The organism is Bradyrhizobium sp. 930_D9_N1_4 (assembly GCF_052076015.1).
Lineage (GTDB): Bacteria > Pseudomonadota > Alphaproteobacteria > Rhizobiales > Xanthobacteraceae > Bradyrhizobium.
Window position 1 is genome coordinate 6,219,732 of record NZ_CP197236.1, and the last position, 26,986, is coordinate 6,246,717.

24 protein-coding genes and 1 tRNA gene are annotated in these 26,986 nt (G+C 63.2%); 12 read left to right on the forward strand and 13 right to left on the reverse strand.

The genetic code is table 11. The annotated features are described in order from the left end of the window. Positions 1-2: 2 nt before the first annotated feature. The 5 genes from AB7532_RS29595 to AB7532_RS29615 all read right to left on the reverse strand — a co-directional run bounded on the left by AB7532_RS29595 (position 3) and on the right by AB7532_RS29615 (position 4,401). Positions 3-1,160 carry an ABC transporter substrate-binding protein gene (locus tag AB7532_RS29595; RefSeq protein ID WP_441238210.1) on the reverse strand — a complete coding sequence of 386 codons (1,158 nt, stop codon included), beginning with the start codon at positions 1,158-1,160 and terminating at the stop codon, positions 3-5. 61 nt (positions 1,161-1,221) lie between these two features. After that, positions 1,222-1,806, reverse strand: a complete 585-nt coding sequence (locus tag AB7532_RS29600) for an alkylhydroperoxidase domain protein (RefSeq protein ID WP_441238211.1) — start codon at positions 1,804-1,806, stop codon at positions 1,222-1,224. 14 nt (positions 1,807-1,820) lie between these two features. After that, positions 1,821-2,420, reverse strand: a complete 600-nt coding sequence (locus AB7532_RS29605; RefSeq protein ID WP_441239379.1) for a CMD domain protein — start codon at positions 2,418-2,420, stop codon at positions 1,821-1,823. A 33-nt stretch (positions 2,421-2,453) separates the two neighbouring features. Next, complete coding sequence (locus AB7532_RS29610) at positions 2,454-3,488, reverse strand: putative FMN-dependent luciferase-like monooxygenase (protein WP_441238212.1); 1,035 nt, start codon at positions 3,486-3,488, stop codon at positions 2,454-2,456. 130 nt (positions 3,489-3,618) lie between these two features. Next, positions 3,619-4,401: a MetQ/NlpA family ABC transporter substrate-binding protein gene (locus tag AB7532_RS29615; protein WP_441238213.1), complete on the reverse strand. Its 783-nt coding sequence runs from the start codon at positions 4,399-4,401 to the stop codon at positions 3,619-3,621. A gap of 220 nt (positions 4,402-4,621) precedes the next feature. On the opposite strand from AB7532_RS29615, the gene AB7532_RS29620 reads away from it, so the two are divergent. Next, positions 4,622-5,008 (forward strand): hypothetical protein, encoded by a 387-nt coding sequence (locus AB7532_RS29620; RefSeq protein ID WP_441238214.1) that lies wholly within the window; start codon positions 4,622-4,624, stop codon positions 5,006-5,008. 7 nt (positions 5,009-5,015) lie between these two features. On the opposite strand, the gene AB7532_RS29625 is transcribed toward AB7532_RS29620, so the two are convergent. Continuing rightward, positions 5,016-6,461 carry an MATE family efflux transporter gene (locus AB7532_RS29625; RefSeq protein ID WP_441238215.1) on the reverse strand — a complete coding sequence of 482 codons (1,446 nt, stop codon included), beginning with the start codon at positions 6,459-6,461 and terminating at the stop codon, positions 5,016-5,018. 142 nt (positions 6,462-6,603) lie between these two features. Here AB7532_RS29625 and AB7532_RS29630 point away from each other — a divergent pair, with 142 nt between their 5' ends. The 3 genes from AB7532_RS29630 (at position 6,604) to AB7532_RS29640 (ending at position 10,330) form a co-directional block, all read left to right on the forward strand. After that, the gene (locus AB7532_RS29630) at positions 6,604-7,182 is read left to right on the forward strand and encodes a TetR family transcriptional regulator (protein WP_441238216.1); all 579 of its coding nucleotides are present in this window, start codon (positions 6,604-6,606) and stop codon (positions 7,180-7,182) included. A 327-nt stretch (positions 7,183-7,509) separates the two neighbouring features. Next, on the forward strand, positions 7,510-9,297 hold the full coding sequence (locus AB7532_RS29635) for a peptide ABC transporter substrate-binding protein (protein WP_441238217.1): 1,788 nt from the start codon (positions 7,510-7,512) through the stop codon (positions 9,295-9,297). A 196-nt stretch (positions 9,298-9,493) separates the two neighbouring features. Beyond that, positions 9,494-10,330 carry a hypothetical protein gene (locus AB7532_RS29640; protein ID WP_441238218.1) on the forward strand — a complete coding sequence of 279 codons (837 nt, stop codon included), beginning with the start codon at positions 9,494-9,496 and terminating at the stop codon, positions 10,328-10,330. Positions 10,331-11,103: 773 nt separating this feature from the next. Here the strand turns inward: AB7532_RS29640 and AB7532_RS29645 are convergent. The 7 genes from AB7532_RS29645 to mnmA all read right to left on the reverse strand — a co-directional run bounded on the left by AB7532_RS29645 (position 11,104) and on the right by mnmA (position 18,230). Further along, positions 11,104-11,997 (reverse strand): hypothetical protein, encoded by an 894-nt coding sequence (locus AB7532_RS29645; protein ID WP_441238219.1) that lies wholly within the window; start codon positions 11,995-11,997, stop codon positions 11,104-11,106. Continuing rightward, the gene (locus AB7532_RS29650) at positions 11,994-13,724 is read right to left on the reverse strand and encodes an ORC-CDC6 family AAA ATPase (protein ID WP_441238220.1); all 1,731 of its coding nucleotides are present in this window, start codon (positions 13,722-13,724) and stop codon (positions 11,994-11,996) included. The genes AB7532_RS29645 and AB7532_RS29650 overlap by 4 nt, the downstream gene beginning before the upstream one ends. Then, positions 13,725-14,945: an N-6 DNA methylase gene (locus AB7532_RS29655; RefSeq protein ID WP_441238221.1), complete on the reverse strand. Its 1,221-nt coding sequence runs from the start codon at positions 14,943-14,945 to the stop codon at positions 13,725-13,727. A 410-nt stretch (positions 14,946-15,355) separates the two neighbouring features. Next, positions 15,356-15,432, reverse strand: a tRNA-Met gene (locus AB7532_RS29660). 309 nt (positions 15,433-15,741) lie between these two features. Then, complete coding sequence (locus AB7532_RS29665; RefSeq protein ID WP_441238222.1) at positions 15,742-16,101, reverse strand: hypothetical protein; 360 nt, start codon at positions 16,099-16,101, stop codon at positions 15,742-15,744. 287 nt (positions 16,102-16,388) lie between these two features. Further along, on the reverse strand, positions 16,389-17,027 hold the full coding sequence (locus AB7532_RS29670; RefSeq protein WP_441238223.1) for a class I SAM-dependent methyltransferase: 639 nt from the start codon (positions 17,025-17,027) through the stop codon (positions 16,389-16,391). Positions 17,028-17,048: 21 nt separating this feature from the next. After that, positions 17,049-18,230 (reverse strand): tRNA 2-thiouridine(34) synthase MnmA, encoded by a 1,182-nt coding sequence (gene mnmA / locus AB7532_RS29675; RefSeq protein ID WP_441238224.1) that lies wholly within the window; start codon positions 18,228-18,230, stop codon positions 17,049-17,051. Positions 18,231-18,579: 349 nt separating this feature from the next. Between mnmA and AB7532_RS29680 the strand changes: the two genes are divergently transcribed. The 8 genes from AB7532_RS29680 (at position 18,580) to flbD (ending at position 26,917) form a co-directional block, all read left to right on the forward strand. After that, positions 18,580-20,175, forward strand: a complete 1,596-nt coding sequence (locus tag AB7532_RS29680) for a flagellar hook-length control protein FliK (protein ID WP_441238225.1) — start codon at positions 18,580-18,582, stop codon at positions 20,173-20,175. Between the two features lie 13 nt (positions 20,176-20,188). Next, the gene (locus AB7532_RS29685; RefSeq protein ID WP_441238226.1) at positions 20,189-20,896 is read left to right on the forward strand and encodes a flagellar hook assembly protein FlgD; all 708 of its coding nucleotides are present in this window, start codon (positions 20,189-20,191) and stop codon (positions 20,894-20,896) included. A 405-nt stretch (positions 20,897-21,301) separates the two neighbouring features. Beyond that, a complete protein-coding gene (gene sciP / locus AB7532_RS29690; RefSeq protein WP_002714638.1) occupies positions 21,302-21,577 on the forward strand; it encodes a CtrA inhibitor SciP in 276 nt (91 codons plus the stop codon). 192 nt (positions 21,578-21,769) lie between these two features. Continuing rightward, the gene (gene fliF, locus AB7532_RS29695; protein WP_441238227.1) at positions 21,770-23,380 is read left to right on the forward strand and encodes a flagellar basal-body MS-ring/collar protein FliF; all 1,611 of its coding nucleotides are present in this window, start codon (positions 21,770-21,772) and stop codon (positions 23,378-23,380) included. Between the two features lie 32 nt (positions 23,381-23,412). Beyond that, positions 23,413-24,501, forward strand: coding sequence for a flagellar motor switch protein FliG (gene fliG / locus AB7532_RS29700; protein ID WP_441238228.1), 1,089 nt, complete (start codon positions 23,413-23,415; stop codon positions 24,499-24,501). Beyond that, positions 24,501-25,124, forward strand: a complete 624-nt coding sequence (locus AB7532_RS29705) for a FliH/SctL family protein (protein ID WP_441238229.1) — start codon at positions 24,501-24,503, stop codon at positions 25,122-25,124. Before fliG ends, AB7532_RS29705 begins: the two co-directional genes overlap by 1 nt. Positions 25,125-25,127: 3 nt before the next feature. Beyond that, positions 25,128-25,478 carry a flagellar motor switch protein FliN gene (gene fliN, locus AB7532_RS29710; protein WP_441238230.1) on the forward strand — a complete coding sequence of 117 codons (351 nt, stop codon included), beginning with the start codon at positions 25,128-25,130 and terminating at the stop codon, positions 25,476-25,478. Between the two features lie 53 nt (positions 25,479-25,531). Then, positions 25,532-26,917 carry a sigma-54-dependent transcriptional regulator FlbD gene (flbD, locus tag AB7532_RS29715; RefSeq protein ID WP_441238231.1) on the forward strand — a complete coding sequence of 462 codons (1,386 nt, stop codon included), beginning with the start codon at positions 25,532-25,534 and terminating at the stop codon, positions 26,915-26,917. The last annotated feature ends 69 nt before the right edge of the window (positions 26,918-26,986 follow it).

The following is a 26,986-nucleotide window of genomic DNA, read 5'->3' on the forward strand; positions in this document are numbered from 1 at the left end:
CGTCAGGTCGGCTTGCCGTCCCAGAGCGCGAACTGGCCCTTGCGCACGACCAACTCGGCATTCATGGCGCCCTTGACGCGACGGCTCGCGACGTCGAACGTCGCGGCGCCGAAGATCACGCTGGGGACATCCTTGACTTTCATGAAGGCATCGCGGACGGCGCGGCGATCGGTGCCGCCGATCCTCACCACGGCGGCCGCCATGTTCATCGCGTCATAGGCGTAAGCGTTGAAGGCGTCGGGCTCCAGCCCGTTGTACTTCTTCTTGAAGCCGGCGATGAACTTCTGCACTTCAGGCCGCGGGTCTTCCGGGAAGTAGCGCGTGCCGACATGGACCTCCTCGACGGCCTCGCCGCCGAGCTCCAGAAACTTCGGCGAGTAGACCGAGCTTGCGGCGCAGATCACCTGCTTCAACCCGACCTGGCGCGCCTGGCGTGCGATCAGCGCGCCATCGGAATAGTAAGAGATCAGGATCAGCCCGTCCGGATTGGCGTCGCGCACGCGCACCAGAGTGGAACGGAAGTCACGCTCTTCCGCGATATAGGCTTCGGTGACGGCGATCTCAGCGCCGTATTCCTTGGCGGCGTTGACGAAATAGTCGCGGCTGGTGCGGCCCCAATCGGTGTTGAGGTGCAGCACCGCGAGCTTCTTCAGCTTGAGACGCTTCACGGCGTACGACGCCAGCAGCGGCTGCTCGTCGGCCTGGCTGACTGAGGTGCTCCACATGAAGTCGCCGCCCTTGGTGAAATCGGGATGCGAATTGGTGAAGCCGAATTGCACCAGACCGGCGCGCTGGTAGATCGGCGAGGCCGCCATCGAAGCGGGGCTGGAGAAGTCGCCGAGCTCCAGCACAATGGCAGGATTGGAAACGAACTTCTGCGCGATCGCGACCGACTGGCGCGGGTCGCTCTGGCTGTCCTCGAACTGATAGGCGAGCTTGCGGCCGTTGATGCCGCCGGCGGCCTGGATCTCGTCGAGCGCAAGGTCAAAACCCTGCTTCCACTGCGTGCCATATTGCGCGTTCGGACCCGTGAGGGGACCGCTGACACCGAGCAGGATCGGTTCGGAGGATTGCGCAAAGGCACTGCGCGAGACGGCGGCTCCCGCCATCATGGCGGCGAGCGAGCCCTTGACGAGAGTACGGCGATCGATGTTGCTCATGTACGGCTCCATCCAGTCAGGTGTTACAAACAAGCAGCAATTCTTGTGCCGGTGAGGTTGCCTATTTCGAGGGCTCACCAAGCGACAGCATCAGCCGGTTCGCCCAGTTGAAGAACGAGGCGCCGTTGATAACGTCGACGATTTCGGCGTCGTCGAGACCGGCGCGGCGCAACTCCGCGATATTGTCCGGGCCAAACGCGATCGGGGTCGCGGCCAACGCGACCGAGGCTCTGACAACGGCGTTCCAGCGTTCGCCAAGATCGGCCTCGACGCCTTCGTCGAGCAGGCGCTGCACGTCGTCACGGCGCTTCGAATAGGTGCTGGCGAAACGCGCGTGCACGGAGGCACAATAGATGCAGCCGTTATAGCGCGAGGTCGCCGCCGCTGCGAGCTCGCGCTCGGCGCGCGGCAGGCCGTCGGCGACGTTGTAGAAGATGTCCTTGTCGGTCTTGGTGCGGGCTTCCAGCACCTCGGGATCGCGCACCAGCAGGCGGAAATATTCCGACTTGGCGCGGGAGCGATCGACCAGGCCGGCGAAATGCCGCTCGGTCAGCTCGGCCTCGGGCAGCGGATCGATCCAGGAGACCCAGCCCAGTTCGTCCTGGGTGAAGACGACGGGCGGGTTGACGTTGCTTGAAGCGCTCATGATGCAGCCTCCTCTTATGCGTTCGCTGCGGCGAGCGTGCGGAGGCCGCTGACGACCCGCACCTGGAACGACAGGAACGCGACGAGCTGGGAGAACGTGACGATGCCGGTGTTCGACCAGCCGGCGGCGAGCAGCGCCTTCATGTCGGTGGATGCGGCATCGCGCGGCCGGAACACCAGCAGATGCGCATGTTCGAGCGCGGCGACGAGCCGGTCGCCAAGGACAGATTTGCCCTTCGCGCTCACGCGATAGACCAAGCCGGCGGTATTCTCGACGGACAGCGGACCGGCCGGATAAGTGCCATACGGACCCGAGGTTTTGCCGCGCGCGCTCTCGGTGTCGATCGCTTCCAACAGGCGCTCACCATCCGCGCTCGCGGCAAGCTTCTCGCGATAGAAGGTCGCAACAGGCGACTCGCCATGGAGCCCGGTCACGAAGGCCGCGACCGCCGCGCGTTCGAGAAGGGAGAAGTCGCTCGCGTCGACCGGCTCGAACAGCGAGAGATAGCTCTTCTGCGCGTTATCGCGCGCCTGCACGCGCTTCGCGCGGATGGCGTCAAGAGCCGAGCCAGGCTCGATCCCGGCGAGCGTGTCGATGATATCTGTCGTACTCATCATTCAGCCTCGTGCAATTCCTTGAAGTCGCGACTAGCCCGCCAGCGCCACATCAGGCGCCGTTCGAACCCAACCCAACGCCGGCGCAACCTTCTCCGCGACCAGCTCGATCGAGCGCAGGACGTACGGATGCGGCGCATCGACCGAATGCACCTGGAAGACCAGATCGGTCACGCGCTCCAGCGTCGCGTCGGCCCGGAGCGAGGCGATGACGTGCTCGGCGTCGCCGACATGGGTGTCGAACGCCGTGATCATCTCCTCCAGCGTCTCGCCCGGCGGAAGGTGACCGCCCTTCAGGAATTGCGGGAGCGCGCGACGCAGCCCGGCGTCGGCCAGACGCATCGCTTCGGCGTGGTCGTCGGCGACGAAGACGCTGCGCGAGGCCATGATGCGGGGCTCAGCCCCCTTGGGCAGCGCTTCAAGATAGGCGTCGATGACCGGGTTCTGGATTTCGGCCAGCGTCGCCTTCGGCGCTTCCCTGGTGCGAGGCTGGGTGCGCGACAGCAACAGGCCATCGCCCGCCTTGCCGGCGCGCGCACCACCGGCGACCGAGAACGTCGCCTGCCAGATCCGCTTGTCCAGTTGCGGCCGCTGCGGATAGATCGTGTCGCCGCCGTCGAGCGGCTTGCCGGTCAGTGCGGCGCGAACCACCTCCAGATTGCGGGCAAAAATCTCGTTGCGCTGGGCGCTGTCGAGACCGAAGGCGGCGAAGGCCGACGGGTTGCCGCCGGTGCCGACGCCGAGCTCGAAGCGGCCGTTGCAGAGCAAGTCAAGGACCGCGGCGTCCTCCGCCACCCGCACCGCGCTCTCCAGCGGTAGCGTGACGATGCCGGTGCCGAGGCGGATGCGCGAGGTCTGGGCTGCGACATAACCGAGGAACGTGAAGGGCGACGGCAGGCCGCCCTCGCGCTCGTGGAAATGATGCTGCGCGATCCACGCGGAATCGAGGCCGGCCTTCTCGGCCCGCACGATCTGCTCGGCGGCGAAGCGATAGCGGTCGGCAGGCGGGGCCTCGTCGAGAAGCCGCGTGAAGAACCCCAGGCGTTTCAGGTTTGCAAAGCGTTTCATACGACCCCTGTCGGCGAGGATGGCCAGGCCCCCGATGATGTCGGTTGCCGCAGCTCCAGACAAGCGGGCATTGCGCAACGCTGCCCGCCGGATCGCTCCCCCTGCGCTGGATTTGGGCTGGGCAGATTGCCTACCAGCTCGGCAGCACCGCGCCCTTGAACTTGGTCAGGACGAACTCCTTGACCTCAGGGGTATGGTAGCTGTCGACGAGGATCTTGACCCAGGGCTTGTCCTTGTCGGCCGCGCGAACGGCGATCAGATTGACATAGGGGCCCTTCGGATCCTCGCGCAGGATCGGATCCTTGACCGGATCGAGCCCCGCCTGGGTTGCATAATTGGTGTTGATCGCGGCGGCGTCGACGTCGTCGAGCGCACGCGGCGCCTGCGCCGCGTCGACCTCGATGAACTTCAGCTTCTTCGGGTTTTCGGTGACGTCGAGCACGGTCGGCTTGAAGCCGGTGCCGTCCTTCAGCTTGATCACGCCCTTGTCGCGCAACAGCAGCAGCACGCGGCCGCCATTGGTGGGATCGTTCGGGATCGAGACCTTGCCGCCCTCGGGGATGTCAGCGAAAGCCTTGTGCTTCTTCGAATAGACGCCGATCGGGAAGTTCACGGTCAGCCCGACGGACTCGATCTTGTAACCGCGGTCGGCCTTCTGGTTATCGAGGTACGGCTGGTTCTGGAACGAATTGGCCTGGATCTCGCCGGCATCGAGCGCGGCGTTCGGCACGACGTAGTCGGAGAATTCGAGCAGTTGGATGTCGAGGCCCTTCTTCGCCGCAATCGGCTTCACCGCCTCGAAGATCTGCGCATGCGGTCCCGGCGTCACGCCGATCTTGATGGTCTCGGCTGACGCTGCTGCCGACCAGACGGCAAGCACAGTCGAGAGGATCAGGGGGAGGCGAAACGACATCTTGGTCTCCACAACTCAACGAAATGATTGGAACCGTATTCACTTCTCCGGCGGGCGAAATCAATGAAATGGAAATCCATATTTGCCTGATGACGCAGACGACGCTTCTCCGTTCGGCCTGATGTGGGGAACGAATGCGCCGGCGCAAGCGTGAGGCGCATCACGGCAAGACGGCACGCGGCGAGCGAGATTGGCGGCACGACCAGCCAGGAGTTCAATCATGACCGCCCTCGCCGCTCCCAAGTCCACCGGCCAAAGCCGCCTCGAATGTTTTGCACTCTACGTCCTGCTCCAGGGCGTGCCGTTTTATTCCGGCGTCGCACTCATGATGATGCTGATCAACGCGTCCGAATTCACCGACCAGCGCTATGGCGCCGCCAGCTTCATTGCGATGGCCTCAACCTTCCACGCCCTGCTGACGCCGTGGCTCGGGCCAAAATTTCCGCACTTCTTCAGGCACTATCACGAGCCGCGGTTCGCCGATCCGTCGCTGTCCTTCTCCGAGAAGGTCTCGGGATGGCTGGCGCAGCCGAAGACGGCGCTGCAGCTGCTGACCAATCTGCTGATACTGTCGGTGCTGGGGGTCGGTGTGGCCAGCATCCATTGATGCCGGCTTATTCGGTCCGCCAGGTCGACGGCGACAGCATGATCAGGACGCAGATTGCGGCATAGGCGGCGAGCGACAGCGTGACCATGACGGCGAGACCCGCCATGCCCGCGCCAAAGCTCGCCACCGCGATCCAGCCGCCGCCCGCCGCGATCAGGATGCGTGCGAAGGATGACGCCAGCGGCCCCATCGCACGGCCGGTGCCTTGCACGGCGAACGAACTGACAAAACCGAAGCCAAGCGCGGCATAGGCCGGCGCGACGATACGCAGATAGGTCATGCCTTCGCCGACGACCTCGGCGTCGTGGCTGAACAGATTGAGCCATGCCGTCGGGAAGATCGCAACGAGCAGGCCGATCGTGCCGGTCATGATCATGCCGACGAGCCCGCTGATCCAGCCGATTTTCCGCGCCCGCGCCGTCTGACCGGCCCCCATGTTGACGCCGACCATGGTCAGCGTCGCCGTGCTGATGCCGAACAGCAGCGGGATCATGATATAGTCGAGCCGCGAGGCGATGCCGTAACCCGCGAGCGCGGAGGTCCCAAACAGGCCGACCGCGCCGGTCACGAGGATGACGGTGAGGTTGGTCAGCACCGCGTTGAACGCAGTCGGAATGCCCACCTTCAGCATGTCGCCGAAGATGCTTGCACGCAACGGCACGAAGTGCAGTTTCAGGCCGGTCGCGCCCGACGCCATGTAGCGCAGAAGAAACAGCATCGCCGCGCCGTAATAGAGGCCGAAAGCTATGCCGGCGCCGCCGATGCCGAGCCGCGGGATCGGACCGAACCCGAAGATCAAGGCCGGCGAGACCGGAATGGTCACGATGGCGCCGACCAGCGTGACCAGCGCGGGCACCCTGACGTTGCCAGCGCCGCGCAACGCGGCGGCCTGGAGATTGACGATCCACACGGGGATGGCGCCAGCGAACAGATAGCTGGAATAGGTAATGGCGGCTGCAAGCGCGCCGCCGGTGCCGCCGAGCGCGCGGTACAAATGCGGGCCGCCAAGGATGACGCCGAGCGTGAACACGCCGCCGGCAACGATCGCGAGCACCACGGCGTGCAACAATGCGGCCTCGGCATCGGCGCGGCGGCCGGCGCCGACTGCGCGTGCCACCGAGGAGGCAACGCCGGAGCCGAACCCGCCGTTGGACATCATGGTCATCAGCATGAAGATCGGAAACACGAGCGCGGCGCCCGCGAGAGCATCGGTGCCGAGGAAACCAACATAATAGGCCTCCGCGATGTTCACCGCGGTCTGGGCGACGAGGACAGTGACGGTCGGCAGCGCGAGCTTGAGCAGGGTGGGGAGGATTGGCGCGTGCAGCAGCGCAGCGCGCCTTTGCTCGGCGGCACCTGGTGCTGATGCCGCGCCCTGGCGAAGTGGCGCCGCGGTGCGGGCCACGAATGGCGTGGCGGACAGGGCCGGCGCGGCAGCATCCTCGACTGACATGGGTTCGGTCCTGTGATTCCGTCGGACCGCCGCATCGGCCGCCCATTGCATTATGACTATAATGTATTATTATGATCGTAATTCAATAGGCTTTGCCTCACGATTTTGTGGGAGGCGCGGAAGCAGGTCGCAGGAGGCGGGATTGGCGCGCTACGACAAGGGCCACAGGGACACGACCCGCCGGCACATCCTCGATGTCGCCTCGGCGCAGTTCCGAGAGAGCGGCATTGCCGCGGTCGGCCTCGCCGGCATCATGGCGGAGGCGGGCCTGACCAATGGCGCCTTCTACACGCACTTTACCTCCAAGGAGGAGCTGGTGCGGGCGGTGCTGTGCGACGCGTTGGAACGGCGCGAGCAGCGGCACAAGGACAATCTCGAAAGCGGCGTCGCCGTCGAGACCGTCATCCGGGACTATCTCTCGCCGCGCCATCGCGACCATGCGGCGACCGGCTGCCCGACCGCGGCGCTGGTCTCCGAGATCGCGCGGCATCCAAAGGCGACGCGGGACGCGTTCACCGGCAAGATCTCCGATATCCTCGCACTGATGGCGGCGCAGATGCCGGACGGCTCGCCCGTGGAGCGGCGGCGCCGCGCGATCGCGGCCTACACGACCATGGTCGGTGCGCTGCAAATGGCGCGCGCTGTGAGCGACAAGGAATTGTCGGAGGAGATTCTCGAGAACGCGGTGGATGCCGCGCTGGCGATTGCGCAGGGACGCTGATCCATACGAGGCTCGATGGTCATGTGTGGCAATTTCCTGACGGCTGTAATCAATCTCCGGCCGGGGCAACATCGCGAAACTTGATGTGCCGGCTGCGGCCGGGGTAGCGTTCCCGCGCGGCCTTAGAACTTCCCCAAGTTCACGCAAGTTCGCACTGGATCGCCGCCCGGGTCTCTCGGGCGGCGATCCGGATCGTCGCCCATGGGGCTCCCTCCATATCGTCATTTCGTCGCAGGGCTTTCCTGCCTGGCCGGCATTGCCGCCTCGCCCATGATGAAACATGATGGGTTGCCGGCGGCGACATGTCCTGGAAGTGGAGCTCATCCGATGAACGAACACGACATCCGCAACGCCATTGCGGAGGTGAAGCAAGGCACGCTGTCGCGGCGCGCGTTCATCCGGACCCTGGCGACGGTGGGGATCGCAGCGCCGATCGCGAGCCAGATCCTGCTCTGGAACGACGTCGCGATGGCGGACGCCACGCTCAAATACACGCCGACCAAGGCCGGCGGCGGCGGCGCGCTGAAAATCCTGATCTGGCAGGCGCCCACCCTGCTCAATCCGCATTTCGCGATCGGCACCAAGGACCAGGTCGCCTCGCGCATCTTCTTCGAGCCGCTCGCCGGCTGGGACAAGGAGGGCAATCTCATCCCGTGCCTGGCCGCCGAGGTTCCGACCAAGGCGAATGGCGGCCTCTCCGCGGACGGCACGATCGTGACCTGGAAGCTGAAGCAGGGCGTGCGGTGGCACGACGGCAAGCCCTTCACCGCCGACGACGTGGTGTTTACGTGGGCATACGCCGCGGATCTCGCGACCGCCGCCTACACCACGGGGTCCTATCAGAACATCAAGGTCGAGAAGATCGACGACCATACCGTTAAGGTGACGTTCAAGGACCCGACGCCGTTCTGGGCCGATCCCTTCGTCGGCTCGGTCGGCCAGATCCTGCCAAAACATCATTTCGGCGATTATGCCGGCGGCAAGTCGCGCGACGCACCGGGCAATCTGAAGCCGGTCGGCACCGGTCCCTACAAATTCGTCGAGTTCAAGCCCGGCGACCTGATCCGCGCCGAGCGCAACCCCGACTATCACGTCAAGAACCAGCCGCATTTCGACACGCTCGAGGTCAAGGGCGGCGGCGATGCCGTCTCCGCGGCGCGCGCGGTGCTGCAGACCGGCGAATACGACTATGCCTGGAATCTGCTGGTCGAGGACGAGGTCCTCAAGCGCATGGAGGCCAGCGGCAAGGGCAAGGTGGAGTTCACGCTCTCCGGCGGCGTCGAGTTCATCATCCTCAACACCACGGACCCCTGGACCGAGGTCGATGGCGAACGGTCCAACGCCAGGACAAAACATCCGTCGCTGTCCGATCCGGCCGTGCGCCGGGCGTTCAACCTGCTGGTCGACCGCGAGTCGATCCAGAAGTTCATCTACGGCCGCGCTGCCGTTGCCACCGCGAGCTTCGTCAACCAGCCGTCGCAGTTCAAGTCGCCCAAGCTGAAATACGAGTTCGACATCGAGAAGGCGAACAAGATCCTCGACGAGGCCGGCTGGAAGTTGGGCGCGGACGGCATCCGCGCCAAGGACGGCAAGCAGCTCAAATACGTGTTCCAGACCTCGATCAACGCGCCGCGCCAGAAGACGCAGGCCATCATCAAGCAGGCGTGCCAGAAGGCCGGTATCGACATCGAGCTCAAATCGGTCACCGCGTCGGTGTTCTTCTCCTCCGATGTCGGCAACCCCGACACCTATTCGAAGCTCTATTGCGACATGGAGATGTACAACACGACGCAGCCGCAGCCCGATCCGGAGCGCTTCCTGAACCAGTGCGTGTCCTGGGAGGTCGCCACCAAGGACAACAAATGGCTCGGCCGCAACATCTCGCGCTGGTCCGATCCCGAAGCCGACAAGGCCTACAAGTCCGCGCAAAAGGAGCTCGACCCGGTCAAGCGCGCCGCGCTGCTGATCAAGGTCAACGAGATCTTCTGCGAAGCCAACGTGCTGGTGCCGCTGCTCTCCCGCAACATCGTCGGCGCCAACGTCAACAGCCTGATGACGGATATCTCGGGCTGGGATGTCACGACGTGGAATCTGGGGAGCTGGTATCGGGTCTGAGGGCGGGGCGTGGGGGCGCACGCTGGCTCACCGTCGTCATTGCGAGCGCAGCGAAGCAATCCAGACTGTCGCCGCGGACAGATTCTGGATTGCTTCCACCTTCGCTGAGGCTTCTGCGAACAAGCCGCCCGCATTCCCGCGTGAGTTGTATTCCTGATTTTCAGTTGCACGGCACGGCATCGACCGGCATAATCCGGTGCTGCCTGCACCGGTGACTGTTGCCATGGCTGACGATCAACATGTCGATCCGCAACCGCAGAGCCAGGACGGCGCGTCCATCGCGATCGGAATCCTGGTCTTGCCGCTCGCACTGTTCATATTCTGCGCCGGCAACGCTTTCATGGTCGAACGTGTTGCCGGGTGGATCAACAAGCCGTGGCTGTCTGAATTCGTCGACCAGCACTTTATCTGGGCCAATATCGTCTACCTCCTGATCTGCTACGCCGTCGCGTTCCCGGCCATCTGGTTCATCCAGCTTCAGGAAAAAACCGGCCGATCGATCTTCTTGATTCCAGCCCTGGCGCTTGGCCTGCCCTTCGTCGCCACGATCCTCGTCGGCTATTATCGCGCCTACGTCATCACCCGCGACTATGCAGGCCCCGTATTCTATCGCTTCATCGAGGACTACGGACTCAAGATTCCACTGTTCCTTTTCGTGGTGGTTGGCGCGCCCACCCTTGCTTATCTGGCCTATCGCCTTCGCGGCACCAATCAGACGCTCTACGGAGTCATCGAGCTTGTCTTCGGTCTCGGATTTATCCTGTTCTCGGTCTACTCGGTCGCGCTTGCGCCGTTCCTGACCGCCGAATTGACCAATCCCGATCTCTGGAAAACGATCTTCAGCTTCTTTACCGGCGTCTACATCATCGTCAGGGGTCTGGTGAACATCGAAGACGGCCTGGATCGAGGTCCTCTCGAGAGCAAGGTCATCTTCGGCCTGCTATCGGAGCTCCTCGCAAAGCTGCTCGGGCGGCGATTATTTTCGAGTGCATCTGCGGGGCATCCGGTGACCGATGAAGAAGAGACCGGTTGACGCAAAGTCAGAATTGACGACGAAGTGGCCGGACGCAGACACACCTTTTCGTTCTCGCGGCGCATTCGCCCGAGCTTTGCCTGGTCACTTCACCCTCGAAGCCAAGAGGGCGCAGGGAAGGCCGGGTGCTGACATCGCACCCGCGGTCCGCTGCGCGAAGATGTAGCGCAAAAGAACCGCACAGCAGCATACAGGTGGAGCCGTCACTCGGCCTTCCCTGCGCGATGGTCGGACGGCTTATGCCGTGCTCTCCCGGGAGCCGAACTTTCCTTCTGGCCTCCCTCGCCCCGCGAATTGACGATGCCGTCTGCCCGGTTGGGCTCGCGCACATCTCCGCGAAAGGCTTGACCGTAGCAACGACGGCCAGGACCACACGGTTTTGCCGTACGCACGGCCCGCCATTTCGCCGCAGTATTTCCAGCCCTGTCGACGGAGCCGAAAACTTACAAACGAGACGAAGCCTGACAGCGCCGTTCGTCCGCACGCGGTTTCGAGCTCACAGGGACTACCCGCCCTGCCCGTACCGTCTCGTGCCGACGCTGCCGCGTCCACCGCAAGCCCGGCTCGCGAAACATGACGACCTCACGATCGCCCCTCAAGGATGAGCCGGGTTGAGCGAGATGTACGACATTTCCGAATTTCGGTAAAGTGGAATATTTTTATGAGGAGGGTTGACGGGGACGACACAGAGCGAGGAGGCCAAGTGATCCTAAAAACCCGAAAGCTCAGTTCCGAGCAAACAGCCGAACTACCCGACATACCCGCGCGACAAGCTATGGACCTCCGGCTGCCAACGCCTTCGCCAGAATCGTTTTAAGACCCGACTTATGATCTCGGACAAAGCTTGAATAGATAGCACTCGGCGACGGGGACGCCGGCTTTCCTGTCTTTATTGAGAAGAGATCGTAGTACTTCGAGAACCGTGCTTTATCCTTCGCATAAGTCAGTTGCCAGACCTCAGATAGACTCTGATGATCAATGGTTCGCTCTAACGTCGAATAGAAGAGAAAATTGTTGATCGTCATCACAGTTATTTGCAAAGCGTCAGCAATATTCGTGATGTCCGTAACTGACGGGGAGAAAGGCCCTTCGACCACGCCCACGTGCCGTTCGAAGCCAAGATCCAACGCATTTCGCGTTCCAAGCTTCCCAAACCGATGAACACAGCAATGTCGCAAATGACAAATCTTATCAAAGGTATTCAACGAAGCCTTCACATCATTCGGGACGCCCTTAAGCCCAATCGTCGCGGTTATGGTCTTTTCAAGAGTATCCGCGTCTGACAGAGAAAGATGCTCGAGAAGGGCTTCCGGCAATCGCTCCGACGGCAAATGTGCCGCCGCTGCAAAGCTAACTGTCTTCTTTGCGACAGCGTCGCGAGCCTTTTGATCTATCGCAATGATGCCGCTGACTACCGAGCGCACATAGCTCTCTACCGCAGACATATAGCCAAGGACGACAACCGCCCCAAGCTCTGGCGGAAGCGCTGAACCATTCGCCGCGTAGGGCAGATAGAGCTTATTCAAATTATTGGTATTCTCGAAGAAAAGGTCGATCGGACTTCTGTTGTGCCCTTTGGCCACGGCAAATAGCTTTGCTGTATCAATAGGCGGCATCAGCGCGACTGATCCGATCGCCTTATAGGTAATGGGGAGGCTTGCGGTCATGACAGGAATTCGTCGATGTAAGCCTCGACCCTCGATAGATAGTCTTCCGCGCGCTGCGGACCGACCATGTAAATCTTACGAAGTTCGGTGCCAGGGTCGTCAAACGCCAACAGTTCTTCGATTGTCTTGATGCCCCTTTCCTGGATCCGGCCACGCGCCCACGCAGATAGGTTTGTGACATCCGAAATCGGGAGCTTCATCAGCCTCGTGAACGTAGAATCGTCGGCAAGGCGTGATCCACAGTTGTGACAGAACTTCTGCTGCTCATTCAGTCGCGGCGTCTTACACGATTGACACGGCGGAAGATCGAGTTGCACCTTCATTGAAGCGGGGAGCAGAGATTCAAGAGAACGACGCACTGGATGCTTTGTCGCTCGCCGCTGAATAAATGCAACGACCTGCGACGCAGAACTCCCCCGGCTCCGTTCCGAAAACGCACGCGCCGCGATCAGTGCAGCTAGATGGGGCGTAAAGCGGCGATATTTCCGATCAGGACCGTGCGAAACCTCAGGGCTTTCGAACAGCAGCCCAGCCTCCACAAGAAGCTTGACCATCCGAGATGGCAACGACGTTAGGTCCGTTGATGGGATACCCACCAAGAGCTGCTTCGTACCTGCGCTATCCAGACCTTCGTTCTCTGACTTCAGGATTCGAATGATTGCGTCGAATAGCTGCTCCCCTGCCCCAATCACGGTATTAAACTTCGGCATCTTAAGTTTTAGGGACCTAAATTCACGCAGCCTGCCGTCGCGATGATTCTGGATCACCTTGTTCACGGCCGCCTGCGATCCCACCCCGCGCTCGGAAGTTTCACTGTGGATCTCACGCAACATTGTCAGATACGCTCGGGGCACGCCGAACGAGGCGTACATCAAGAGTTCATTCACATCCTTTCCAGGCGCATCACCCGAATAACGCTTCTGGCCGATATTGCCCATTATCTCGCAGTAGGACGGATGATCGACGGGCAACCAAGCCGGAACAAATCGTCCTTCGTGATCGGCATGGAAGCGGGGCCCATACTCGGTCGTACCCGGATATACCGAACATTTCGGTGAGATGTCTTGTCGCTTCAAGACACGAACGATCTCGAAGAACTCAACCATGAACTCCGGCGTGAAGACGAGCGCCGCATCGTCCAGCAAAAGTACAGTACGGGCTCGTCCGAATTGGCGAGTGAGGCCGACTAGCGCTAGCACTACCCCCTCGATCGAGATGGTGTTTGCGCAAGCTTCTTCCTCCTGGGAAAGAACGCCGGCGCGCTCCAAACGCGTAACTAACCCCTCAACCTGCCCCTTCGTAATACTCAAACTTCCAAATATGTTCGGTGCTCCGGGCTCGACAGAGCTCAAACCGAGGCGCTCAGCCGTTTCATTGGCTGCAACCAATATTCTGCAAAGAACCCAAGTCTGGAATAGCGAGAGAGCATCCGTTCGAGTCTTCAAGAGGGGCTCAAGACGAAGATATCTGTTGAATGAAACGTATACCGCGAGCGGACCGCCTTTTTGTTCGCAGCATCTTAACCAAGCATAGCGCATCATGTGCGTCTTACCGCAACCGCGCGGGCCAATGACGAAGACCGTTCCGCGGGCAACGAGTGATTTTGAAATTACGTCGAACCAATCACCCGTGACCGTTCCTGTCCGAAGGGTTTCTTCAGAGACGTGGTCCGCTCGCTCCTCGAAATCACCAGCATCTTCGGCGTCGTCAAAAATTTCTTGAGCCATTTACGAAAGCCTGACGTGAAGCAGATTTTCCTTAGTGAGCAGTTTTGCGCCTACGCCTCGAGCGACGGCATTGAGCGCCTCTGCTCCTCTTCGTGACGAAAGGGCTCGAAACGCGCGCTCTCGCCAAGCCACCGGGACACGAATTCTAAAAACACAATCTGTCAGGACAGCCTGTCCCGACGAAACAATAGCAACTTTCTGGTGTAGATTTCGATCAACACGCGCGACCAAGATATCCCCCGCCTTGGCAATTACAACGTCCTTTTGACTTAGTCTCGGGGCTTTTCTAGGAAGGCGAAACTGGTTGGACACTGCCTCGGCAAACGATGTGGTGTGAATGTATTTGTAACCACATTGCTTGGCTTCTCCCGCCTGGAGGGATCCTCTTACAATCCGAGCATCGGCGTCAGACAAGCTCCAAGTGCGACGTTTGCTAACCTGTGCCTGTGCAGCATAGTAAGAATAGTCGCAGCGATCTTCCGCATTGCCCGCGCTTATGAAGATTGGGTCTAGCGTTTTTCCATCAGCGGTTAGTCGCTTCAACTTAATTGTTTTGGCTTGAGATTCCCCCTTTCCTAAAATTAGGATGAAGGCTTGAGCATCCGTTCCTTTGAAACACCCTCGCGGGAGTTGGACCACACTCCGTATGCAATGTTGTGCAAGAAGCGACTGTCGAAGCTTATCTTGTCTTCGGCCCGTTACGATACCATCTGGTATGATAAGGCCCAGTTCACTGCTCGCATCCGTTAATCGTAGACTCTGAGCAAGGAAGAGAACATCGGCTCCGATCGTCGTGTTATTCTGGAGGACGCAAGATAGTCCGGCATCCTCCAGAATATGCGCAAATGTGGCCTTCCACTTTGGCGTGATGTAAGGCGGATTGCATACCGCCGCGTCAAACTTCTTCTCATCTCGAAGAAGCCTTTTGGGCAGTCGAACATCCAAGACATCAGCTTCAACGTGCTTATGCTTTTGGTGAAACCCGAGTAAGCTTGCTCGCGCGGCACAAGTGCCTGCCCTCGAATCTATGTCAACTGTGACGATCTCTGTGCTCTGCCAACGGCGTGCTGCCGCCAACGCCAACGACCCCTTACCGGCTCCGAGATCTACTATGCGCTCGGGACAGGTCGTCATTGATCGAACGAGCGCGTCCCCAACATAATCACTTGTGTAGAAGCACCCAAAAGCGGAATTGGTCTGCCTGAGAGCCACTTCCTCCATAAATTCATCCCCCGCGTGCCAGATCCCAAAATAGCAATCAGCGGAGCCATACACAAAGAGTCTCTTGGTGTTTCAACAGTGCACTTGCTTCGGTACCAGCAAGCCGACTGAGCCGTCCGGTTGCAGCTACAACAGCGACTAACTTGGCCGCTCGCACAAGACGCAGGTCCCGTGGATAAACTGATCTTCGGCCTAGCTACTGATGAAGAACTATTCCGGACCAAACTAGATACGAGACCTTCATACGACGCCCTTCAAGTACAACGACGTTCCAGGCCTTTGCTTGACGATCTTGGCCGACCACTACCTGTGGCTGCCCTATAATTGTCGCAGGGCGCAACGCTCGGTCTAAGCCGATCTGAAAATTCCCAGCTGTTAGGATCTGCAAGAGGCAAAGAGGGGGAAAGTATTGGTAGCGGGAGAGGGACTCGAACCCCCGACCCCAGGATTATGATTCCCGTGCTCTAACCAGCTGAGCTACCCCGCCACAGGGTCGCGAACGGCGGAACGGCCGATCTCGCGAACGCGCGGCATATAAGGAAGGGGGCGGGGGTAAGTCAATCCGCCTTCGCTTCCGCTTTCGCGAAAGCTTCCGCCTTCGCCCAGTGGCTTCGGCGGACAAGTCGGCGCGACAAGTCCGCACGCGGGCACAAATTGGCCAATTTGGCCCAAAAATCCCGCGGCATCCGTCATGGCCGGGCTTGTCCCGGCCATCCACGCCTTCATGCGCAGCCCCGAGAACGTGGATGCCCGGGACGAGCCCGGGCATGACGAGATTTGGGCGTGTGGAAAGGGCCTATTTCGGCCGGACCGTCGGGTCGCCGCCGGGGCTGCCGGGGGGCGGGATGACCGGGGTGTTGGCGCCGGTCGAGGGCGCCGGGGCGTGCATGTCGGGGTCTACGCCGGAGGGCGGGCAGAGCACGCCGTCGGATTTTGCCAATTTGTCGCCGAGCGGCTCCCGGGACTGGCCGGTCGTGGTGGTGCCGTCGGGCGTGGTGGTCAGACGGTCTGAAGGCGTGCAGCCTGGGCTGCGTTGCGGGGATGGCGGCGCGGTCGCTTGCGGCGGCGTGGCCGGGGCGGGCGGGGCCTGCGCGATCGCGGCGCCTGAGGCGGCGATCATGAGGCCCACGAGGATGATGTTTGATTTGGTGCGCATGGGAGGGAAACGCGCGGGGACAGGGCGATGTTCCCGGGGCGAGACGCGATGTGATCGGGGTGTCTCCGTCGCCTTTGCGAGCCACCGGGTCCGCGCACAGCGCGGCCCGGTGACAGGCTCCGTGAAGCAATCCAGAGTCCCGCCGCGGAGACAGTCTGGATTGCTTCGCTGCGCTCGCAATGACGGGGGTTGAGATTTTTATCCGCTAGCCAGATATCGCGGGCCGAGAGAGCCCTCTCCCCTACCCTCTCCCGCGAGCGGGGGCGCACCACCCGAGCCGTTCGCGGTTACGCCTTGTGATACCGGATCAGCGAAAAGTGCCCCATCGGCGGCATCGGGCGGCGCTCGGCCAGCGTGACGCCGCCGTGTTTGGCGGACCAGTTGACGAGGCGGTCCCATGGGAATTCCGGGCGCCAGCCGAGACGGCGGGCGATCGGCGCGAAGGCGAGCTCGAACAGTTTGCGCGGGCCGCTCTCGGCGCCGATGTGGTTCACCAGAATCAGCTCGCCGCCGGGCTTGAGCACGCGCACGAACTCGTCGAGCGTGCCTTCGGGATCAGGCACGGCGGTGATGACGTATTGCGCGACCACCGCGTCGAAGAAGTTTTCCGGGAAGGCGAGGTTCTTCGCGTCCATCACCGAGAGCACTTCGACGTTCGAGAGGCGCAAGCTCCGCACGCGCGATTGCGCCTTGCGCAGCATCGGCTCGGAGATGTCGACGCCGCAGATCTTCGTGGTGCGCGAATAATCGGAGAGCGACAGCCCGGTGCCGACGCCGACGTCGAGGATGCGGCCGCCGATGCGGTCGGCCTCCGCGATGGTTGATTGCCGGCCGGCGTCGAACACCTTGCCGAACACGAGATCGTAGACCGGCGCCCAGCGGCCATAGGCCTTCTCGACCCCGGCCCGCGAGATGTCTGCTGCCATGCCCCCTGCCCCAGTATTTTTTTAGCCGCGGACCGCTTCTGCGAGCGGCCTCGCCGTGCTGTTCGCTGCTTTCGCGGCAGCGCTCTGAATGAAGCCGCCGCCGAGCACGCGCGCTTGCCCCGAGGGCGCGTCGTAAAACACGCAAGCTTGGCCGGGCGAGACGCCCTCCTCGCCGGCGACGAGTTCGACTTCGTATTGACCGTCCGCACCGCGCAGCCACGCCGGCTGCGGCGCGCGCGTGGAACGCACGCGCACGAACATTTCGAGGCCAGACCCAATCGCGCGGTCGATGTCGCCGCCGCCGATCCAGTTGACGTCGCGAAGTGCGATGCGGTGCATCTTCAGCGCATCGCGCGGGCCGACGACGACGCGGCGGTTGGCGGCATCGAGCCGCACCACGAACAGCGGCGCATGCGCGGCGATGCCGAGGCCGCGGCGCTGGCCGACGGTGAAATTGGCAATGCCGTTGTGCCGGCCGAGCACGCGGCCGTCGAGATCGACGATGTCGCCGGGGTCCATCGCGTTCGGACGCAGGCGGGTGATGATGTCGGTGTAGCGGCCCGTCGGCACGAAGCAGATGTCCTGGCTGTCGTGCTTGTCGGCGACGGAGAGGCCATGGCGGCGCGCGAGCTCGCGCGTCTCGGGCTTGGTCATGTCGCCGAGCGGGAAGCGCAGGAAGTCGAGCTGCTGCTGCGTGGTCGCGAACAGGAAGTAGCTCTGGTCGCGGTCGCTGTCGGCGGCACACACCAGCGCGCGCGAGCCGTCAACGCTGCGGCGCGAGGCGACGTAATGGCCGGTGGCGAGCGCCTGTGCGCCGAGCTCACGCGCGGTCTTCAGCAGGTCGCGGAACTTGACGGAACGGTTGCACTCGATGCAGGGCACCGGCGTTTCGCCGAGCGCGTAGCTGTCGGCAAAATTGTCGATGACGGACTCGCGGAAGCGGTCCTCGTAGTCGAGCACGTAATGGGGGATGCCGAGTTTTGCAGCGACGTCGCGGGCGTCGTGGATGTCCTGGCCGGCGCAGCAGGCGCCCTTGCGGTGGGTCGCCGCGCCATGGTCGTAGAGCTGGAGCGTGATGCCGACGACGTCATAGCCCTCGGCCTTCAGCAGCGCAGCCGTCGTCGAGGAATCGACGCCGCCCGACATGGCAACGACGACCCTGGTGTCCTCAGGACGGCCTTCGAGATCCAGACTGTTGAGCATGGGCCTAAGCGGTTGTGACGGGGCGGCGTTGGGCGATCCGCGGCTGGGGCTTTCTGAGGGACATCGGCAATCCCCGGGAACAACGGTTCCCCCGGAGGCGCAGCTGGCCCGGTCGAAAGCGGCTGAGAGTGTCCCTTTAATATAGGCGGCATTCCGGTGAAGCAATCAGGCTGGCCCCGAGCTTAGGGCAATTCTTGCCGGGGGCGGCAGAATTGACGGGGCTTTTGCCGCCCTCGCGGCGCGGCCATCAAACTCACAAGATATTGATTTTACTTGTTAAATTTGAAAAATGTGCGGCTGGCCCGCTCCTTGCTACCCCTATGCCGAAGATGTTTCCAAGGGGTATTCCGTGGTCAGTCGGACGTCAGACGTAGCAGCCAGCGTGCAGGTCCAGAGCGCGCAGCAAAAGCCTGCCCGGTCGCAGGCCTCCAAGGACACGTCCGCCAACGACCCCTTCGGCTCGCTGGTCGACAGCAACACCCAGGCGATCAGCAACAATTCGGCCGCGCAGGACACCGCGCCGCGCCGGACCGACTCCTCGTCCGCCTCGGACAAGAGCCCGCGCGACACCTCGTCCACGGACCAGACCTCGCAGAGCAGGGCGAACGACGACAGCGACAATTCCGCCAGGACCGATAGCAAGAGCGACGCGACGGACGATCCGGCCAAGTCCACCAAGGCCAAGGACAAGACCAAGGACAAGTCCGAGGCGTCCGATGCCAAATCGGCCGACAAGTCCGACGAGACCAAGGGCGACAAGACCGATGGCGCCGATGGCCTCGCCGCCGTCGATGCCAATGCGACCGCGCAAATCGACCCGACGCAGGCCGCCGTGCCCGATCCCAACATTGTCGTTGCCACGCCTGTGGTGCCGGTCGATCCGAACGCGGCCGCGACCCAGGCCGGCGATGCGGCCGCCTCGCCGCTGACGATTGCGGCTGCCGGCCTTGCCGCCAGCGCCTCCACCGCAGCGCAGATCGCGGGCGGCAAGACCGGAAACGCGACGGCCGGCGACAAGAGCGCCAAGACGGCCGGCGCCACCGTCGATGCCGACACCACGGCAACGCTGGGCGATACCGCGACCGGCGACGCCGATGCGACCGCCACCGATGCCAAGACCAATGGCGGGCTGATTGCCGCCGTGGACCAGGGCACGCCGAAAACCTCGTTCAAGGCCGCCGTCGCCGCGCAAGGCGAGAGCGACGTCTCCAATATCGGCCAGGACGCCGGCAAGGCCAACGCCGCGCAGATCCCGGCGAACGCTGCGACCGCCAATGCCGCGCATGCGCAGGCCGCCAAGCCGCAAGCCGATGCCACCGACGCGAAGACCGATGCGAAGGCCGGCACCGATGCGACGCCCGCGGCCTCGACGACGCACGCCCATGCGCAAGGCCCGGCCCCCGCCACCGACACCAGCGCGCAGGCGGCTGCCGCGATCCAGGCGCCGTTGACCAATACGAACTCGGCCGCCACCGCATCGACCGCGACGCTGACCGCGACCGCGGCCAACACGACCACCGTGCCGATCAGCGGCGTGCCGATCGAGATCGCCGCCGCGGTGCGCGCCGGCAAGACGCGTTTCGACATCAGCCTCGATCCGATCGACCTCGGCCGCATCGACGTCCGCGTCAATGTCGACCGCAACGGCCAGGTCACCTCGCATCTCACGGTGGAGAAGCCGGAGACGCTGGCGATGCTGAAGCAGGACGCGCCGCAATTGCAGCGCGCGCTCGACGATGCCGGCTTCAAGACCGGCGGCAACAGCCTGTCGTTCAGCCTGCGCGACCAGAATTCCTCGGGCCAGCAGTCCGGCCAGAACAACGACAATGGCGGCAATGCCCGCCGGCTGATCATCAGCGAAGACGAAACCGTTGCCGCTGCGCCCGTCGGGCGCGGCTACGGCCGCATGCTCGGATCGAGCAGCGGCGTCGATATCCGAGTGTGAGGAGTAAGCGCAAATGACCACCACGACTGGTGCCACCGCCCCGATCCCCGTCTCCGGCACGACCGACACCTCGAAATCGTCCTCGTCGAACTCGCTGGGCTCGAGCACGGGCGCAACGCTTGCCGGCAACTTCCAGACCTTCCTGACGCTGCTGACGACGCAGCTGCAGAACCAGAACCCGCTGGATCCGCTCGACACCAACCAGTTCACCCAGCAGCTGGTGCAGTTCGCAGGCGTCGAGCAGCAGCTCAAGACCAACGATTCGCTGTCCCAGCTCGTCACCCTCCAGCAGACCACGCAGGCGACCCAGGCGCTGGGTTTCGTCGGCAAGACCGCGCTGGTCGACGGCTCGACCGCGAGCATGACGAAATCGTCGGCGACCTGGCATCTCAACGTGCCGAGCGACTCCACCGTCGACATCACCGTCGCCAATTCCACCGGCCAGACCGTGTTCACCGGCAAATATACCGCCGCCGCCGGCGCCGACATTCCCTTCACCTGGAACGGCATGGGCAATGACGGCACGCAATGGCCCGACGGCAAGTACACGATCACGGCGACGGGCAAGGACGTGGCGAACAACAATGTCGGCATCGCAGCGCAGGTGCAGGGCGTGGTCTCGTCGGTCGATTTGACCCAGTCGCCGCCGCTGCTCACCATCGACGGCGCCAGCTACACGCTGAGCCAGGTGAAGAGCATCATCGCCACCAGCAGCAATTAAGAGCAGCTGCGCTCGCCACGCACCAGACGTCATCCCCGCCTAGTGCGCAATTGCGCACGGGCGCGGGGATCCATAACCCCAGGAAGCAGTCGTAGCGCGCAGCTGGTCACTCCGAATCTTCGCAACACCCCTTCTTGGGGTTATGGGTCCCGGGCTCGCGCTGCGCGCGCCCCGGGACGACAGTTGGGGCCTCCGCGACACCGCGCTCGGGGCCTCGTTTGTTAGTAAAGTATTTACGAAGACCCGCCTCGCCGGCTCGGATCATGGTGTCCAGCCCGCGGGGCCGGCGTCGTTCCCGTCATTTTCAACGAGAATTGTATTGAAGCCTTAGGCTTAGCGGATTTTTAAGCCCGCACGCGTAGGGTTACGGCGTGAGTTCAGTGGTTGAGAGTTTGTGAGTACGCCATGACAGAACCCCATCGCCCGAGGGTAAAATACGTCATCGGGCCGGACGGCAGTCCGCTGACGATTGCAGATCTGCCCGCGCCCGGTACCAAACGCTGGGTTATCCGCCGCAAGGCCGAAGTCGTCGCCGCTGTGCGTGGCGGACTTCTCTCCCTCGAGGAGGCCTGCAGCCGTTATACCCTGACGGTCGACGAATTCCTTTCCTGGCAGTTTTCCATCGACCAGCATGGTCTGGCGGGTCTTCGCACCACCCGCATACAGCAATATCGCCAGTAGGCGATCCGGAAATCTGCGGCTTTTGACGAAAATCGGTCTCGCCACGCGAGGCCGATTTTTTTCATGTTTCGTTTTGGCGCTACTTTTGTCCCAGCTCTTAACCTTCGTTAACCATATCGAAACCATCACCTAGGCAATAATTGCCCAGTCGGCCTTTCCAGTGAAAGCAGCCGAAGCTGTCGGGGCGGTTGCTTGCAAGGTCTTGCGGACTTTCTGAAAAGTATCGGCGCCGCCCGGTTCGGGGCGATGATCGCGGTCACCGCCGCGCTCATCGGCTTTTTCGCGTTTGTCATCATGCGCGTCACCACGCCGCAGATGACGACCCTGTTCACCGACCTCTCGGTCGAGGATTCCTCCGGCATTATCAAGGATTTGGAGCGCCAGGGCGTCCAGTTCGAGATCCGGAACGAGGGCAGCATCATCATGGTGCCCAAGGACAAGGTCACCCGCCTGCGCATGAAGCTCGCCGAGGGCGGCCTGCCCAAGGGCGGCGGCGTCGGCTACGAGGTGTTCGACAAGTCGGACGCGCTCGGCACCACCTCCTTCGTCCAGAACATCAATCATCTGCGCGCGCTGGAGGGCGAACTCGCCCGCACCATCCGCGCCATCGACCGCATTCAGGCCGCCCGCGTCCACCTCGTGCTGCCCGAGCGCCCGCTGTTCTCGCGCGAGGCGCCGGAGCCGTCGGCCTCGATCGTGGTCCGGGTTCGCGGCGCGCTCGAGGCCCAGCAGATCCGCGCCATCCGCCATCTCGTCGCCTCCGCCGTCAACGGGCTGAAGCCGCAGCGGGTCTCGATCGTGGACGAGGCCGGCCAGCTGCTCGCCGATGGCGCCGCGAACGATCCGGAGCAGGCGGTCGGCGACGAGCGCCGCATCGCCTTCGAGAAGCGGATCCGCAAGCAGGTCGAGGAGATCGTTTCCTCCGTGGTCGGCTCAGGCCGCGCCCGCGTCCAGCTCTCCGCCGATTTCGACTTCAACAAGGTCACCCAGACCTCGGACAAGTACGACCCCGAGGGCCGCGTGCTGCGCTCGAGCCAGACCCGCGAAGAGATGAGCCAGACCGCCGACAATACCGGCCAGGTCACCGTCAACAACGAGCTTCCCGGCAACCAGCAGAACAGCGGTCCGACGGCCAAGGACCAGAGCAAGAAGACCGAAGAGACCAACAATTACGAGATTTCCCGCACCACCAAGACCGAAGTGACCGAGGCCGGCCGCGTCAACCGCATCTCGGTCGCGGTGCTGGTCGACGGCATCTACACCAAGAACGACAAGGGCGAGCTCGCCTACACGGACCGCACCAAGGAGCAGCTCGACCGCATCTCCGCGCTGGTGCGCTCCGCCATCGGCTTCGACCAAAAGCGCGGCGACCAGGTCGAGGTGGTGAACCTGCGCTTCGCCGACGCCCCGTCCAACGCTCCGATCGCAGAGCCGAGCGGGTTCCTCGGCATGCTCCAGTTCACCAAAGACGATCTCATGTACTTCGTCGAGCTCGGCGTGATGATGCTGCTCGGTTTGGTCGTGCTGTTCCTGGTGATCCGCCCGCTGGTCAAGCGCATCCTCGCCTCCGACGAAGTCGCCGCCGCCATCTCCGGCGTGCTCTCCGGTCCCGCGGCCTCGGAAGAAGCCGCACCCGCGGGCCAGGCACTTCTGCCGAGCGGCGCCGCGAGCGCGATCGACGTCGCCACCGTCCAGGGCCAGGTCCACGCACAATCCGTTCATCGCGTCGGCGAACTCGCCGAGCGCAACCCCAACGAAACCGTCGCCATCATCCGCCAGTGGCTGACCGAACCAGCCAAGTAACCGAAGCCAAGTGAATCAAGAAGTGATCTGACATGGCCGCCAACGTGCAAAACGCGAACTCGAACGACATCACGAGCGTCATCTCCACGCTCGGCCAACGCGCCGGCAACCGCGCGGGCAAGACCGAGGCGGTGGCGGGGCCGAAGCGCGCCGCGATCCTGATGCTGGCGCTCGGCGAGCAATATGGCGGCAAGATCTGGTCGCTGCTCGACGACGACGAGGTGCGCCAGCTCTCGCTGGAAATGTCGACACTCGGCACCGTCGAGGTCGACACGGTGGAGGACATGCTGCTCGAATTCGTCTCGCGCATGTCGGCCTCCGGCGCGCTGATGGGCAATTTCGACGCCACCGAGCGCCTGCTCCAGCAGTATCTGGCGCCCGAGCGCGTCAACGGCATCATGGACGAGATCCGCGGCCCCGCGGGCCGCAACATGTGGGAGAAGCTCTCCAACGTGCAGGAAGAGGTGCTCGCCAACTATCTCAAGAACGAATATCCGCAGACCATCGCGGTCGTGCTGTCGAAGCTGAAGCCGGAACACGCCGCGCGCGTGCTCGGCATCTTCCCCGAGGAGCTCGCGCTCGACGTCGTCAACCGCATGCTGAAGATGGAAGCGGTCCAGAAGGAGGTGATCGAGAGCGTGGAGAAGACGCTGCGCACCGAATTCATGTCCAACCTCTCGCAGACCCGCCGCCGCGACGCCCACGAGGTGATGGCGGAAATCTTCAACAATTTCGACCGCCAGACCGAAACCCGCTTCATCACCTCGCTGGAAGAGGAAAACCGCGAATCCGCCGAGCGCATCAAGGCGCTGATGTTCACCTTCGACGATCTGGTGAAGCTGGATTCCGGATCGGCCCAGACCCTGATGCGCAACGTCGACAAGGACAAGCTCGGCGTCGCGCTCAAGAGCGCCAACGAGGACGTTCGCAACTTCTTCTTCGGCAACATGTCCTCGCGCGCGGCAAAAATGCTCCAGGACGACATGGCGGCGATGGGCCCGGTGCGCCTGCGCGACGTCGACGAGGCCCAGGCGCTGCTGGTCAACCTCGCCAAGGACCTCGCCGCCAAGGGCGAGATCATGCTGACCAAGAACCGCGCCGACGACGAGCTGGTGTATTGATGGGCGCTCCGGCCAAATTCCTGTTCGATACCGACTTCGCGGCGCCCGAGCGCTCGACGCGCGAGAAGGCCGCGACTGCGGCCGAGATCGCCCAGAAGGTCGCGGAAGCCGAGGCGCGCGCCTACCAGGACGGCTTTGCCGCCGGCCAGCGCGAGGCCAAGGCCGAGAGCGACCGCCGCGTGGCACTCGCGATGGAAGAGATCAACATCGGCATCCGGGGCGTCGCTGCCGGCATCGGCAATATCGAAAGCAAGATGGAGACCGAGGCGGTCGAGGTCGCGATCGCGGTGGCGCGCAAGCTGTGCGCCGATCTGGTCGCCGCCGAGCCGCTCGGCGAGATCATGGCGCTGGTCAAGGACTGCTTCTCGCATCTGGTTGCCACGCCGCATCTCGTCGTCCGCATCAACGACGCACTCTACGACAGCGCGCGCGAGAAGATCGAGCGGCTCGCCAAGCAGAGCGGCTTCGAGGGCCGGCTGGTGATCCTGGCCGAGCGTGACATCGCCACCGGCGACTGCCGGATCGAATGGGCCGATGGCGGCGTCGTGCTGGAGCGCGGCGCCATCGCGGCCAAGATCGACGAAATGGTGGGACGCTATATCGCGTCCCGCAGGGGGAGCTAAGCCATGAGCGACACCGACGGACAGGTCCCGCTGCCCGATCTCAACGGCCCGCTGCCGCCTGCCGGCACCGACGTCGGCTACAACGAGGACGAATATGCGGCGCGTGCCGCCGCCGACCTGGAGGCCGTGTTCGACGTGCCGGTGCAGGTTTCGGCGGTGCTCGGCCGCTCCAAGATGGACGTCAGCGAGCTGTTGAAGCTCGGGCCCGGCACCGTGCTCGAGCTCGACCGCCGCGTCGGCGAGGCCATCGACATCTACGTCAACAACAAGCTGGTCGCCCGCGGCGAAGTCGTCCTCGTCGAGGACAAGCTCGGCGTGACCATGACCGAAATCATCAAGACCGAACGCGCGTAAAGCGACACAGGGAATGACGCGCGGCAGCGCGACCAGACGGACAGGAGACTGACATGCGGCTTCTCATCGTTGGCACATTGAAGGGCCAGCTCACCACCGCCACCAAGATCGCGATGGACAACGGCGCGACCGTGACCCATGCCGAGGATCACGAGCAGGCGATGCGCGTGCTGCGCGGCGGCAAGGGCGCCGACCTCCTGCTGGTCGACGTCGCCCTCGACATCCGCGACCTCGTGATGCGGCTCGAGGCCGAGCACATCCACGCCCCGATCGTCGCCTGCGGCATCACCAACGACGCCCGCGCCGCGGTCGCCGCGATCCACGCCGGCGCCAAGGAATACATCCCGCTGCCGCCGGACCCGGAACTGATCGCCGCCGTGCTCGCCGCGGTCGCCAACGATTCCCGCGAGCTGGTCTATCGCGACGAGGCGATGGCGAAGGTGATCAAGCTCGCGCAACAGATCGCCGGCTCCGACGCCTCGGTGATGGTCACTGGCGAATCCGGAACCGGCAAGGAAGTGCTGGCCCGCTACGTCCACACCCGCTCGGCCCGCGCCAAGCGCCCGTTCATCTCGATCAACTGCGCCGCGATCCCCGAGCATCTGCTGGAATCCGAACTGTTCGGCCACGAGAAGGGCGCCTTCACCGGCGCGATCGCCCGCCGCATCGGTAAGTTCGAGGAAGCGACCGGCGGCACGCTGCTGCTGGACGAAATCTCAGAGATGGACGTCCGCCTGCAATCGAAACTCCTGCGCGCCATCCAGGAGCGCGTGATCGACCGCGTCGGCGGCACCAAGCCGGTGCCGGTGGACATCCGCATCATCGCAACCTCGAACCGCAATCTCGTCGAAGCCGTGCGCGAAGGCACGTTCCGCGAGGATCTGCTGTTCCGCCTCAACGTCGTCAATTTGAAGATCCCGCCGCTGCGCGAGCGTCCCCTCGACATCCTCGAGCTCGCCCAGCACTTCGTGAAGAAATATGCCGAGGCCAACGGCGTGCCGATGCGCCCGATCTCGGCCGAGGCGCGCCGCGTGCTCTCTGCCAACCGGTGGCAGGGCAACGTCCGCGAGCTCGAAAACACCATGCACCGTTCGGTGCTGATGGCACAGGGCGACGAGATCGGCCCCGATGCCATTCTCACGCCGGACGGCGACCGCCTCGACCTCGCCAAGACCGCGCCGGCCGTGGCGCACGCCACCATGGCCGCCGAGCAGGTCACGCGCGCGCTGGTCGGCCGCACTGTCGCGGACGTCGAACGCGACCTGATCCTGGAGACGCTGAAGCACTGCCTCGGCAATCGGACCCATGCCGCGAACATCCTCGGCATCTCGATCCGTACGTTGCGCAACAAGCTCAACGAATATTCCGACGGCGGCATCCCGATCACGCCGGCGGGCGTGCCGGGTGAATATCCGCGGATGCCGATGGTGGGGGCATAAGGGCTCACATTGATTGAGAGAATGCAAATGCCCGGGCTGGTCCCGGGCATTTTTCCTTTCGTGAGAGCG